The organism is Shimia sp., from assembly GCF_039969785.1.
Taxonomy (GTDB): domain Bacteria; phylum Pseudomonadota; class Alphaproteobacteria; order Rhodobacterales; family Rhodobacteraceae; genus Shimia.
This window is the reverse complement of sequence record NZ_JBDVNC010000022.1, coordinates 137,671-150,149: the sequence shown is the minus strand read 5'-3', so window position 1 is coordinate 150,149 and position 12,479 is coordinate 137,671. Positions and strand designations below refer to the sequence as shown.

At 59.6% G+C, this 12,479-nt stretch carries 10 protein-coding genes; 5 read left to right on the top strand and 5 right to left on the bottom strand.

Going from position 1 to position 12,479, the window contains the following annotated elements; genetic code table 11:
* Window positions 1-36: 36 nt before the first annotated feature.
* Both ABJI08_RS11980 and deoC read right to left on the bottom strand, forming a co-directional pair.
* The gene (locus ABJI08_RS11980) at window positions 37-2,376 is read right to left on the bottom strand and encodes an aldehyde dehydrogenase family protein (RefSeq protein WP_348402074.1); all 2,340 of its coding nucleotides are present in this window, start codon (window positions 2,374-2,376) and stop codon (window positions 37-39) included.
* Between the two features lie 10 nt (window positions 2,377-2,386).
* The gene (gene deoC, locus ABJI08_RS11975) at window positions 2,387-3,379 is read right to left on the bottom strand and encodes a deoxyribose-phosphate aldolase (RefSeq protein WP_348402073.1); all 993 of its coding nucleotides are present in this window, start codon (window positions 3,377-3,379) and stop codon (window positions 2,387-2,389) included.
* Between the two features lie 186 nt (window positions 3,380-3,565).
* Here deoC and ABJI08_RS11970 point away from each other — a divergent pair, with 186 nt between their 5' ends.
* The 4 genes from ABJI08_RS11970 to ABJI08_RS11955 are packed head-to-tail and all read left to right on the top strand — an operon-like array spanning window position 3,566 to window position 7,471.
* A complete protein-coding gene (locus tag ABJI08_RS11970; protein WP_348402072.1) occupies window positions 3,566-4,528 on the top strand; it encodes a zinc ABC transporter substrate-binding protein in 963 nt (320 codons plus the stop codon).
* A gap of 4 nt (window positions 4,529-4,532) precedes the next feature.
* Window positions 4,533-5,339, top strand: coding sequence for a metal ABC transporter ATP-binding protein (locus ABJI08_RS11965; RefSeq protein ID WP_348402071.1), 807 nt, complete (start codon window positions 4,533-4,535; stop codon window positions 5,337-5,339).
* Window positions 5,340-5,342: 3 nt separating this feature from the next.
* Complete coding sequence (locus ABJI08_RS11960) at window positions 5,343-6,548, top strand: metal ABC transporter permease (protein WP_348402070.1); 1,206 nt, start codon at window positions 5,343-5,345, stop codon at window positions 6,546-6,548.
* Window positions 6,545-7,471, top strand: a complete 927-nt coding sequence (locus ABJI08_RS11955) for a metal ABC transporter permease (protein ID WP_348402069.1) — start codon at window positions 6,545-6,547, stop codon at window positions 7,469-7,471. The genes ABJI08_RS11960 and ABJI08_RS11955 overlap by 4 nt, the downstream gene beginning before the upstream one ends.
* 50 nt (window positions 7,472-7,521) lie before the next feature.
* On the opposite strand, the gene sulP is transcribed toward ABJI08_RS11955, so the two are convergent.
* Entirely contained in the window at window positions 7,522-9,273 is a 1,752-nt protein-coding gene (gene sulP, locus ABJI08_RS11950) for a sulfate permease (protein WP_348402068.1), read from the bottom strand.
* Between the two features lie 85 nt (window positions 9,274-9,358).
* Window positions 9,359-9,754, bottom strand: a complete 396-nt coding sequence (locus tag ABJI08_RS11945) for an SRPBCC domain-containing protein (RefSeq protein WP_348402067.1) — start codon at window positions 9,752-9,754, stop codon at window positions 9,359-9,361.
* A gap of 83 nt (window positions 9,755-9,837) precedes the next feature.
* Between ABJI08_RS11945 and ABJI08_RS11940 the strand changes: the two genes are divergently transcribed.
* Window positions 9,838-10,539: a methyltransferase gene (locus tag ABJI08_RS11940; RefSeq protein WP_348402066.1), complete on the top strand. Its 702-nt coding sequence runs from the start codon at window positions 9,838-9,840 to the stop codon at window positions 10,537-10,539.
* 76 nt (window positions 10,540-10,615) lie between these two features.
* Here ABJI08_RS11940 and ABJI08_RS11935 read toward each other — a convergent pair whose 3' ends face one another.
* The gene (locus tag ABJI08_RS11935) at window positions 10,616-12,289 is read right to left on the bottom strand and encodes a TIGR01244 family sulfur transferase (RefSeq protein WP_348402065.1); all 1,674 of its coding nucleotides are present in this window, start codon (window positions 12,287-12,289) and stop codon (window positions 10,616-10,618) included.
* Between the last annotated feature and the right edge of the window lie 190 nt (window positions 12,290-12,479).

The following is a 12,479-nucleotide window of genomic DNA, read 5'->3' as shown; positions in this document are numbered from 1 at the left end:
TAGGTCGGACAAATTTGTCCGACCTACGATGCCGTTCTATTCCCCGTAGGGGATCCAGATATTTTTGATCTCAGTGGACGCTTGCAGGAACGCGCGGCTGTCGTCGTGGGACCAGTTGCGCGCAGCGCCATTATTAACCCATGTGCGTTTCAGATTGCCTGCACTTTCGCGTTCGATGGTGGCGGCGAGGTCGGTAGAGGAAAACGACCAGAGTGCGTCGACATCCATATGACCTGCCAGCGGTTTGGCGAGGTCGCCGTGCGGGCCGGTGAGGATATTGACCACACCCGCTGGCACATCCGAGGTTTCCAGCACCTGATAGAAATCGGTCGCGGCAAGTGGAAACGGGTCTGACGCGACAAGCACAACCCGGTTGCCCATCGCGATGGCTGGCGCCATGACCGAAACAAGGCCCAGCAGAGGGGCTTCGTCAGGGCAAAGAGCGCCGATCACGCCCACAGGTTCTTTCATCGCCAAAGCGACACCCCGGATCGGTACGCCATGTGCCTGACCGTCGTATTTGTCGGCCCAGGCCGCACAGGTAAAGAGGCGTTGGATGGCGGTGTCGACCTCTTTCGCGCCAGAGCGCCCTCCGGTCAGAGCGTTTAGGCGGCTGGCAAATTCGCCCGCGCGGGCAGACAGGTTTTCGGCAATATAATAAAGGATCTGAGCGCGCAGGTGGCCGGTGGTGCCTGACCATCCCTTGGCCGCCTGAGCGGCTTCGACGGCGTTGCGTACGTCTTTGCGATTGGCAATTGGCGCCTGTCCGAGCAGAGCGCCGGTTTTGCCGTAAACCGCGCGCGAATAGCCGCCATCCGGGCGGGTTTGTTTGCCGCCGATATAGAGCTTGGGCGTGCGGTCAAGTGGGTCGACCGGGCCTTTGTCGCCCGAAAGCGCAGCCAGGGGTTTCAGCGGTTTGGTTGCGCCTTTGGGTTTTGTATAGGCGGCAAGGCCTTCCCAGCCTCCTTCGCGGCCAAAGCCGCTTTCACGGGTGCCGCCAAACCCGGCGGCGGCGTCGAACAGGTTGGTGGCGTTGACCCAGACCACCCCGGCGACCAGTTTTGGCGCGATGTCGAGCGCGAGGTTGATGTTTTCGCTCCACAGCGTGGCGGCCAGCCCATAGCGGGTGTTATTGGCCAGCGCGACCGCTTCGGCGGGCGTGCGGAACGTGGTCGAGACCAGCACCGGGCCAAAGATTTCCTCTTGCATCAGGCGCGCGGAGGGCGCGAGGCCGGTGATCAGTGTGGGCGGGTAGAAACAGCCCTCGACGGGCATGTCGACATTGGCGTGATAGGTTTCGCCATCGGTGTTGGTCGACACCATGTCAGTGATGGTCTGCAATTGCACCGGGTCCACCACGGCACCGACATCGATGCATTTGTCCAGCGGATTGCCAAGGCGCAGCCCGTCCATGCGCGCTTTGAGCCGGGTATAGAACCGGTCGGCAATGCCTTCTTGCACCAACAGGCGCGACCCGGCGCAGCAGACCTGACCCTGATTGAACCAGATGGCGTCCACCAACCCTTCGATGGCAGAGTCGATGTCAGCATCGTCGAACACAATATAGGGCGACTTGCCACCCAGTTCGAGTGTGAGCGCTTTGCCGGAACCTGCGGTGGACTGACGAATTTTGCGCCCCACATCGGTCGAGCCAGTGAAGGCGATCTTGTCGATGTCGGGATGCGCGGTGATCATTTCGCCAACCGCGCCGTCGCCGGTGACAATGTTGACCACACCTGCGGGAACACCGGCTTGATGGCAGATGTCGGCAAACAGCAATGCGGTCAGCGAGGTGTATTCGGCGGGTTTCAGCACCACGGTGTTGCCCATGGCCAGCGCTGGTGCGACCTTCCATGCCAGCATCAGCAGGGGGAAGTTCCACGGAACAATCTGGCCACACACACCCAATGCCTGAGCGTCGGGCAGTTCGCTTTCCATCAGTTGGGCCATGCCGGCGTGATAGTAGAAATGGCGCTGGACCAGAGGAATATCGATGTCGCGGCTTTCGCGGATTGGTTTGCCATTGTCGAGCGTTTCCAGCACCGCAAACAGGCGGCTGTGTTTCTGCAACAAGCGCGCGATGGCATAGAGGGTTTTGGCGCGGCCATGTCCGCCCAGCTTTTCCCATTTGGGCTGAGCCTTGCGCGCGGCGGATACGGCGGCGTCGATCTCGTCCTGAGAGGCCTGGGTCAGGTCCGCCAGCGTTTCGCCATTGGCCGGGTTCTTTGACTGAAAATCCTGGCGCGGTTCGGTCCACGTGCCGTTGATGAACTGACCAAAGGCAGCCCCCTGATCGACAATCCACGCAAGGGCATCTGCAGCGGATTCCGGGGCAGGGCCATAGTCCATGGACTCGAAGATTTCTTTGACGGTCATGAGCGTGTCCTTAGGCCAATGCGTGGCGGTAGTTGGCCGAGTAGTGGCCGGTCACATGGTGTTCGAGCTGGCGTTCGATGTCGCCCAAAAGGGACGAAGCGCCAAGGCGGAAGAGGTCAGGCTGCAGCCAGCGGTCGCCAAGTTCGTCTTTGATCAGTGACAGATAGACCAGCGAGTCTTTGGCTTTGGAAATACCGCCCGCCGGTTTATAGCCAATGCGATAGCCCGTGCGGTCGTAATAGTCGCGGATGGCGCGGATCATCACCAGTGACACGGGCAGGGTGGCGTTGACGCCTTCTTTGCCGGTGGATGTCTTGATGAAATCGGCCCCGGCCATCATGCACACCAGCGACGCACGGGCAACATTGCGCAACGTGCCGAGTTCCCCGGTGGCCAGAATGGCTTTGACATGGGCCTCGCCACAGGCTTCGCGAAAGGCGCGCATTTCGTCATAAAGCGCCTGCCAGTTGCCTTGCAGGACATGGCGTCGGGTGATCACGATGTCGATTTCCTGCGCTCCGGCTTTGACGCTTTCGCTAATTTCGGCAACGCGCAGATGAAACGGGGACAAGCCCGCCGGAAAGCCGGTTGAGACTGCTGCCACAGGGATGCCTGAGCCCGCGAGCGCGTCCACGGCGGTTTCGATCATGTCGTGATAGACGCAGATCGCCCCGGTGGTCAGGCCCTGCATGCCAAGCGCATCCAGAATGTCGGCACGTACGGGTTGGCGGGCCTTGGCGCACAGTCGTTGCACGCGGCCCTGGGTGTCGTCGCCGGACAGCGTGGTCAGGTCAATACAAGAGATGGCGCGGCACAGCCACGCGGCCTGATAGTCTTTTTTCACGGATCGCCGCCCCGGCAACGTTTTGGCGCGCCGTTCGATGGCAGAGGTGTTGGCCTGAGCGCTGCGCACCCATTCCAGATCAAGCGCCATGCCGGGATTGCGGGGTTCCAGCGCTGTCGGAAGCTGATGTCCGGTGGCTGTCATGGTGGGCGTCTGCATGAGTCCATCCTGAATAAAAACAGACCTCACCGTGTCATGGTGCCGCGCGCTTTTCAAGCAGAGTGAGGCGGTGGGGTGAATTTATTTGACCAAATGATCAGAATTTAGTTGAGAATAATTCTCAATTGCGTTGACTTCCTTGAGAATGGTTCTCATATTCAATACGAACACCAAAGAGGTAGACCAATGCGAATCACAAGACGTGGTATTCTGGCGGCCGGATTTGTCGGCGCGGCGTTGCTCGCGGCTCCGGGTTGGGCGGCGGACAAGCTGTCTGTGGTCGCAACCACGGGAATGATCGCTGATACCACACGTCAGATTGGTGGGGACGCGGTTGAGGTTAAGGCGCTGATGGGGCCGGGTGTTGATCCGCATGCCTATCGCCAGACACGGACCGATATTGCCGCCATGACCCGCGCCGATCTTGTGTTGTGGCACGGGCTGTATCTTGAAGCGCAGATGGAAGATTTTTTCCACAAGCTGGAAACACGCGGCAATGTTGTTGCGGTCACGGATACGCTGCCGCGGGATATGCTTAAGGGGCATGATGATTATGCCGAAAAGTATGATCCGCATGTGTGGATGGACCCCAAGCTGTGGGTCTTTGTGAGCGCGCATATTCGCGACACTTTGAGCGAGAAAGACCCCAAGAACGCCGGGAAGTACGCCGCCAACGCGACGGCCTTTATCGAAGGTCTGGACCGGTTGAGCCAGTATGGCGACAGCACGCTTGGCAGCGTACCCGACGAGGCGCGCGTGTTGCTGACGGCGCATGATGCGTTTGGGTATTTCGGCCGGGCCTATGGGTTTGAGGTGCTGGGTATTCAAGGCATTTCCACGCAATCCGAGGCCGGTCTGAACCGGATTGGTGAGCTGGTGGACATGCTGGTTGATCGCAATATCGGTGCAGTCTTTGTGGAAAGCTCTGTATCGGATCGGTCGATCCGGGCCCTGAGCGAAGGCGCCGCGGCGCGGGGCCATGATGTTGTGATTGGTGGCGAGCTGTTTTCCGACGCGATGGGCAAAGATGGCACCTATGAGGGCACGTATGTTGGTATGATCGATCACAACGTGACCGTGATTGCCGGCGCCTTGGGTGGCACGCCGCCCGCACGTGGCATGCAAGATAAATTATCAGCGGGATTTTGATTTTATGAGCGTTGAACTGGCATCTAATCTGGGCGTTGTCCCAGGCGCGGAAGAGACCAATAACAGCCCGCTGGTCGTGCGTGGCATGACCGTGTCTTATGGTCAGAAGCCGGTTGTTTTCTCTGTCGATATGACCGTGCAGGAAGGCGCGATGACAGCCATCATAGGGCCAAACGGTGCCGGCAAGTCGACCCTGCTTAAGGCGGCGCTGGGTATTGTGCGGCCTTTGGCCGGGCATGCGCTGGTGTTTGGGAAATCGCTGAAGCATCAGCGTCACCGCATTGCGTATGTGCCCCAGCGGGCCAGCGTGGACTGGGACTTCCCGACGCGCGTGATCGATGTTGTCCTGATGGGGCTGTACCGCGAACTGGGCCTGTTGCGCCGGGTGCGTCAGGTACATCTGGACAAGGTAACCGCCTGTCTGGAGCGCGTGGGCATGGTGGATTTTGCTGACCGTCAGATCGGGCAGCTTTCGGGCGGTCAGCAACAGCGGGTGTTTCTGGCGCGTGCGCTTGCGCAGGGGGCTGATCTCTATTTGCTGGACGAGCCGTTTGCCGGGGTGGATGCTGCCACGGAAAAGGCGATCATTTCGGTGCTTAAAGGCCTGCGCGAAGAGGGCAAGACAGTGGTTGCCGTGCATCACGATCTGTCCACAGTGCACGAGTATTTTGACCGTGTGTTCATGATCAACACGCGCAAGATTGCCGAAGGCTCTGTGGCTGCGGCCTTTACCTCTGAAAATCTGGACAAAGCCTATGGCGGACGTCTGGCCACCGGTCAGATTGATCAGCTGGCATTGACTGCGAGCTGACCCATGTTGTGGGACGCGCTAAGCCTGCAGCTGGGCTATAACGCCACTCTGGTCACCATTGGGGCGTGCTTTCTGGGTGTGGCTGCCGGGGTGACGGGCACGTTCCTGTTCCTGCGCAAGCGGGCACTGGTCAGCGATGCGATCAGCCATGCCACGTTGCCGGGCGTTGGGCTGGCCTTCATGATTATGGTGTATTTTGGTGGTGACGGGCGCAACCTGCCCGGGTTGCTGTTGGGCTCTGCGATTTCTGCCGGTCTGGGGCTGCTGTGCGTCAGCTGGCTGACCCGGCGCACACGGCTGGCCGAAGATGCGGCCATCGGGTCGGTGCTGTCGGTGTTTTTCGGATTTGGCATCGTGCTTTTGACCATCATTCAAACCATGAGCTCGGGGCGTGCTGCCGGGTTAGAGAGCTTCTTGTTGGGATCAACAGCGGGCATGTTGTGGAACGACGCAATGGTGATTGCCGGGGGTGGCGCTGCGACGCTGGTGCTTGTGTTGTTGTTGCGCAGACCTATGGGGTTGGTGGCGTTTGACCCGGAATTTGCCGCTGCAAGCGGTGTTGATGTGGCGCGCATCGATCTGGCCATAATGGGGCTGGCGATGGCTGTGACTGTGGTTGGTTTGAAAATCGTCGGGCTGATCCTGATCGTGGCGATGTTGATTATTCCACCGGTTACGGCACGGTTCTGGACCGACCGAACCGACCGCGTCGCGCTGATTTCTGGCCTGTGCGGCGGCGTGGCGGCGTGGGTCGGCGCGGCGATCTCGGCCATTGCGCCAGCGCTGCCAACCGGGCCGATTATTGTGCTGGTCAGCTTTGCGATGTTTGCGGTGTCGCTGTTTCTGGCACCAAACCGGGGCGTGCTGGCCGCCGTGCTGCGCCATGGCCGGTTCCAGCGCCGGGTGCATTTACGTCAGGGCTTGCTGGCGCTTGCGCAAGGCCAGCCGATTTATGAATCCTACACTTTGCGCCTGTTGCGGCGTGCCGGGCTGGCGCTGCCGGATGGTGTGCCAACCGAGGCCGGCAAGGCCCGCGCGGCCAAGGCGCTGCGCGATGAAAAACGCTGGGAGCTGATCCGCGCGGATCAGTCGTTTGAAAGCGCCGCAGCACTTTACGACGGGCTGCGCGAGATCGAAACGGTTTTGACCGCGGACCAGATCGACGAGATCGATTTGCGGATGGGTGGCCCCAAAGGAGTCGTGGCATGAACGGCGCTGAATTTGTCCCCCTGTCGCTGACCCCGCTGCTGATCGGCATCTTTGCGGCTGTGGCCTGTGCCTTGCCGGGCAACTTTCTGGTGCTGCGCAAGCAGGCCCTGATCGGCGATGCAATCAGCCATGTGGTGCTGCCCGGTATCGTGGTGGCGTTCCTGTTTACCGGCGTGGTGTCGGCGTGGCCCATGATGATCGGTGCCGCGCTGGCATCGGTTGTGGCTGTTGTGCTGATCGAGGCTGTGCGCCGGTTGGGTCGGATCGAGCCGGGCGCGGCCATGGGGCTGACGTTTACGTCAATGTTCGCCGCCGGTGTGTTGCTGTTGGAACAATCCGATACGTCCGCTGTGCATCTGGATGTGGAACATGCGCTTTATGGCAATCTGGAAAGCCTGATCTGGCTGGACGCAATGGGCTGGCACAGCTTGCTGGACCCGGTTGCATTGGCCGGGCTGCCAATTGAGCTGATCCGTATTGCGCTGACATTACTAGTGGTGATTGCCTTTACATGGCTGTTCTGGCGGCCTCTTAAACTGTCGACCTTTGACGAAGGCTTTGCACAGACGCTGGGCATGCGCACCGGCTGGATTGGTCTGGCGCTGGTGATTGTCGCGGCGGTGGCCGCAGTGGCGGCGTTTGATGCGGTCGGCTCGATCATCGTGATCGCAATGTTCATCTGCCCCCCGGCGGCGGCCCGCCTGATGACCAACCGGCTTGAGGTGCAAATTGCGTGGAGCGTGGCGTTTGCGGTGATTTCGGCGGTGCTGGGCTATGTTCTGGCAGGTTACGGGCCACTGTGGCTTGGCTTTGACAACGCGGTCAGCGCGGCCGGTATGATTGCGACGGTCTCGGGCATTATCCTGGCGCTTACAGCGCTGTTTGCTCCATGCCGCACACGCGCCGGGGCCCCGGCACACTGACGCCGCGCGCTTCATTTTGCCAAAAATACTCGCGCCGCAGGCTCCGACACTCAGGCCGCCACAGGCGTTTCCGGTGCACTCAGCGCTTTCCATGCATCATATTGTGCCAGGAACACTCGCCCGGTCAGATCCTCCAGGAAAGCACTGCGCTTCAGGCGGTCCATCACCGGCCCTTTGACCTCTGACAGATGTAGCGCGATACCCATGTCGCCAAGCCGGTGGTTGATCTCTTCAAGGCTTTCCAGCGCGCTCATGTCAATCTCGTTCACCGCAGAGCACATCAGCACCACGTCCCGGATCGGTGCGTCGCAGACAACCCGGTTGTTGATGTAATCTTCCAGATATCTCGCATTGGCGAAATACAGGCTTTCGTCGATGCGCAGCGTGACAAGGCTGGGCGTGGTGTCGACCTTGTGGCGCAGGATATTGCGGAAATGCTGAGTGCCGGGCACCAGCCCGACCTCGGCAACATGCGGGCGCGAGGTCTTATAGAGAAACAGTCCAATCGACAGGATCACACCTGCTGACACGCCCACTTCGACGCCAAAGCCCAACGTCAGTAGAATGGTGGCGGCGACTGCGGAAAAATCGACCTTGGAATAGGTCCATGTCCGGCTGAGGATGGAAAAATCGACCAGCGACAAGACCGCGACAATGATCGTTGCTGCCAGCGTCGCTTTGGGCAAAAAGAACAGCAAGGGTGTCAACAACAGCGCGGCAAGCCCGATGCCTATAGCAGTAAACGCCCCGGCGGCGGGGGTGGCTGCGCCAGCATCAAAGTTGACGACCGAGCGGGAAAAGCCGCCTGTGACGGGATATCCGCCAGACAGCGCCGAGGCGATGTTGGACGCCCCCAGCCCGATCAGTTCCTGATCAGGCACGATTCGCTGGCGTTTTTTGGCGGCCAGCGTCTGGGCAACCGAAACGGATTCAACAAATCCAATGACCGAAATCAGCAGGGCCGACACAAACAGCGACGACCAGATTTCCGTCGAAAACCCGGGCAGCGTTAATGGTGGCAGACCGGTCGGAACCTGCCCGACAATGCGCACGCCGTGATTGGTCAGATCAAACCCCCAGACCGCCAGCGTGGTCACAGCGACCGCCGCAACCGGACCAGCCTTGGCCAGAACTTCGGCCAGCCCTGGCGGCATACCCGTGCCCAGCAAAAGCGGTTTCAGCCCTTTGCGCACCCAGAACAGAAACCAGATTGTGCCGGCCCCGATGCCAAGCGTGATCAGATTGGTATCGGGCAGATGGGACACCAGCGAGCTGAGCAATGTGGTCAGGCTGTGGCCATGCGCATCGACGCCCAGAATGTGTTTCATCTGGCTGGTGGCAATCAGGATGCCAGAAGCGGTAATAAAGCCTGCTATCACCGGGTGAGACAGGAAATTCGCGAGAAACCCGAGCCGAAACACCCCCATAACGATCAGGATCACACCCGAGATAAAGGCCAGCGTGATTGCAGCGGCGATATATTCCGCCGTGCCTTGCAATGCGAGATTGCCAATGGCGGCAGCAGTCATCAACGAGACCACGGCCACAGGTCCAACCGCCAATGCCCGCGAGGTGCCAAAGATGGCATAGGCGACCAATGGCAGGATTGACGCATAAAGCCCCATTTCCGGCGGCAACCCGGCCAAAAGCGCATAGGCCAAAGACTGGGGGATCAGCATGATGGTGACAATCACGGCGGCGACACCGTCAGATGTCAGTGTGTCGCGATCATAAGATTTGGCCCATTGCAGAATGGGCAGGTGGCGTTCCAGCTGGGCGCGGGACGGGCGGTGCAGAGACATGGGCAATTCCGGGGCTGTCACAGGGTGTCGCTCTTATGTATTCAATAAAAGGAATAAGTGAAGAGACCAGATTGCCGCGTCTCTGTCATCGTTTTCCCAAAAATGCGACCAGCCCGGATATATAAGCGTCCCATCCACTGTCATGCATGTTCGCGCTGTCCGCCGAAGTAAACCCGCGATGCGCCAGGGTGATGACAGTGCCACCCTCATTGGCCCGGAATGTGACATCGATCAGGGACACCGCACCATCGCCGTTCCATTCCCACGTATAGATCAGGCGCGCATTGTGCTCGACCTTGTGGAACACACCCAGCGTTGACGCGCCGCCGTCGGGCCCCTCCATGAACAGCTGATATCGCCCGCCGGGGGCCGGCTCGACCAACATCCGGCTGGCCGGTGCAATCACGGTGTCCGATGAAATCCACGCGGCAAAGACCTGATCCACCGGAAAAGGCAGGGTGTAGCTCTTTTTGATGTCCATGCCCCATTTTGGCCCGTCAGATACATTGACGCAAGCGTCACATCTGACGATCATTCAGCGATCATGGGCAAAGGACAGACAGCATGGCGACCCTCAGAGAGATCCGAAGCAAATCAAGCTGGGCGCAGATTTTCGAAGGTCAGGGCCAGCACCTGATCATTCTGGGATTTATGCTGGCGGGGGCGGCGTGGTTCTTGCAGGGGCAGACCGGGCAGCGCGGTTTATTGTGGATGGACAGCCTGTGCTGGGCGTGGGTGTCGATCTGGTTGGCGGTGCTGCATCAAGTCATGGTGGCAGTGGTGTTTCGCCTGCAACTGCATCGCCGCCTGATGACCCGGATGTTCGAAGAGGGGGACTTGCAGGTCTGGGGTATGTTGTTCTTTCCGCTGTTGGTCGCGCGTCCGGTCACGATCCTGATCGTAGCGGTGCTGGACCGGGGCAGCCTTGGGGTGCCGGTCTGGATCGGCATACCATTGGGCGCGGTGTTTTTGGGGCTGTCGGCCTATACGATGTATTGTGTGAAACGCTATTTCAGCTTTGAACGCGCGTTAGGTGGGGACCATTTCTATGATCACTACGCAGATATGCCAATTGTACGCCAGGGCGCGTTTGGCTGGTCCCAAAACGCTATGTACACCTTTGGATTTCTGGGACTGTGGGCCTTTGCGCTGTTGCTGGGATCATGGCAGGCGCTGATCGTGGCGGCGTTCCAGCACGCTTATATCTGGGTGCATATGTACACCGTTGAAGGGCCCGACATGCGTCACTTGTATCAAGACGCGTAAGGCCGGGTGCCAATTCACTAAACCTGTGTGCGCAAAGCGCACGCCGCTGGATTACGATCTGCGTGCCTTACAGAAATCAGCTGGCCGATACTTTCTCTGGCTTGGCCATCCATTCCTTGCCGCGCAACATCGCCTTCCAATAGACCGGGGGCAGGATCTGTTCCTTGAGGATCCACGCCGCGCGGGTGGGTTTGGTGCCATCGATCAGCCATTTTGGGAAAGACGGCAGCAACGTGCCGCCATAACCAAACTCTGCCAGCACAATCTTGCCGCGCTCGACCGTCAGCGGGCAGGACCCATAGCCGTTATAGATGGCAGTCGGGGACATGCCGTTGATGTCATCGACAAGGTTTTCCGCAACAATCGGGGCCTGCATGCGCGCTGCGGCGGCGGTTTTGGCGTTGGGGGCGTTCATCACATCGCCCAGCGACCAGACATTGTCATACTCTTTGTGGCGCAGTGTGGATTGGTCGACATCGACCCACCCGCCTGCATCCGCCAGTGGTGAGACACGTATGAAATCCGGGGCTGTCTGGGGCGGGCAGACATGCATCATGTCAAACTCGACCGTCACGGTTTCCGGGTCCGTATCGGGTTTCTTCACCGCAAAAGTTGCCGTTTTGGCCGGGCCGTCCACCGCAACCAGATTGTGGAAGAAATTCAGATCCGCATTGTAGCGCTCGATATAGTTCATCAGCGCGGGCACGTAATCTTTGACACCAAACAGCACACCGCCAGCATTCATGAACTGGACATCGATGTCTTTGAGAACCCCCATGGTTTCCCAGTTATTGGCCGACAGATAGAGCGCCTTTTGCGGCGCGCCGGCGCATTTGATTGGCATGGGCGGCTGTGTAAACAGCGCGCGGCCCTTTTTGAGACCGCGCACCAGTTCCCACGTATAAGGCGCCAGATCATAGCGATAATTTGACGTAACCCCGTTTTTGCCCAGCGTTTCGACTAGCCCGTCAACCCCGTGCCAGTCCAGCTTGAGCCCCGGACACACCACAAGGCGGTTGTATTTCACCACCCGGCAACCATCCAGAATGACGGCGTTGTCTTTGGGTTCAAAAGCCGCGACTGCGGATTTGAGCCAGTGCACCCCTTTGGGGATCAGCGAGCCCATGGTCTTGGCGGTGGTTTCCGCGTCAAAAACCCCGCCGCCGACCATGGTCCAGCCGGGTTGATAATAATGAATATCCGCCGGATCGATTATTGCAACGTCCAGCCCGGGTTTGCGTGACAACAGTGACGACGCCACGGCGATGCCTGCCGCGCCCCCGCCCACGATCACCACGTCAAAGGCTGCGTCGGCTGCATCAGTTGGTGTTTTGCCGCCGTTTACGATGCGCCGCACCACACCCGCCATATCATACCCGGCCGCTTTGGTGGCCGCCAGAATGGCCGCTGGCTCCATGGTTTTCGCCTGCGCCAGCGACCAGAGTGTCGCCGAGCGGGTGCCGGTGCGGCAATAGGCAAATACCGGCCCGGGCAGTTCCAAAAGCGCGTGTTCAAATTCGTCGGAGTCTTCGTCCTGAACCTTGCCTGAAACGATCGGCAGATACCGCGCTTCGATCCCCGCGGCTTTCGCAGCAGTTTCGATCTCTTCAAAGGTTGGCTGATCCGCCGCTTCGCCGTCGGGACGGTTACAGATGATCGAGCGGAACCCGGCTGCTGCAAGATCCCTGACCTCGGCCGGGGTGATCTGAGGAGAAACCGAGAGTTGGGCGGTGATGGTCTTGATGTCCATTGGCTTGATCCTTGATCCGGTGCGACTGGTGTTCTGCGGGCGGCAGGGTGGCCCGGCCCGCGCAATTTGGGCTGCGTGGGAATTGATATATTCAATCTATCGAATGGATCAACGTGTGAATTGACGCAGGTGTCGGGCTTTGCCGGATGGCACGCAGAAATAAGAACTGGAACGAGACCTTGCATCTACG

Bases quoted from the DNA above. Each gene is read 5' to 3' on its own strand.
- ABJI08_RS11980 (WP_348402074.1), bottom strand. From the start codon at position 2,376: ATGACCGTCAAAGAAATCTTCGAGTCCATGGACTATGGCCCTGCCCCG.
- deoC (WP_348402073.1), bottom strand. From the start codon at position 3,379: ATGCAGACGCCCACCATGACAGCCACCGGACATCAGCTTCCGACAGCG.
- ABJI08_RS11970 (WP_348402072.1), top strand. From the start codon at position 3,566: ATGCGAATCACAAGACGTGGTATTCTGGCGGCCGGATTTGTCGGCGCG.
- ABJI08_RS11965 (WP_348402071.1), top strand. From the start codon at position 4,533: ATGAGCGTTGAACTGGCATCTAATCTGGGCGTTGTCCCAGGCGCGGAA.
- ABJI08_RS11960 (WP_348402070.1), top strand. From the start codon at position 5,343: ATGTTGTGGGACGCGCTAAGCCTGCAGCTGGGCTATAACGCCACTCTG.
- ABJI08_RS11955 (WP_348402069.1), top strand. From the start codon at position 6,545: ATGAACGGCGCTGAATTTGTCCCCCTGTCGCTGACCCCGCTGCTGATC.
- sulP (WP_348402068.1), bottom strand. From the start codon at position 9,273: ATGTCTCTGCACCGCCCGTCCCGCGCCCAGCTGGAACGCCACCTGCCC.
- ABJI08_RS11945 (WP_348402067.1), bottom strand. From the start codon at position 9,754: ATGGACATCAAAAAGAGCTACACCCTGCCTTTTCCGGTGGATCAGGTC.
- ABJI08_RS11940 (WP_348402066.1), top strand. From the start codon at position 9,838: ATGGCGACCCTCAGAGAGATCCGAAGCAAATCAAGCTGGGCGCAGATT.
- ABJI08_RS11935 (WP_348402065.1), bottom strand. From the start codon at position 12,289: ATGGACATCAAGACCATCACCGCCCAACTCTCGGTTTCTCCTCAGATC.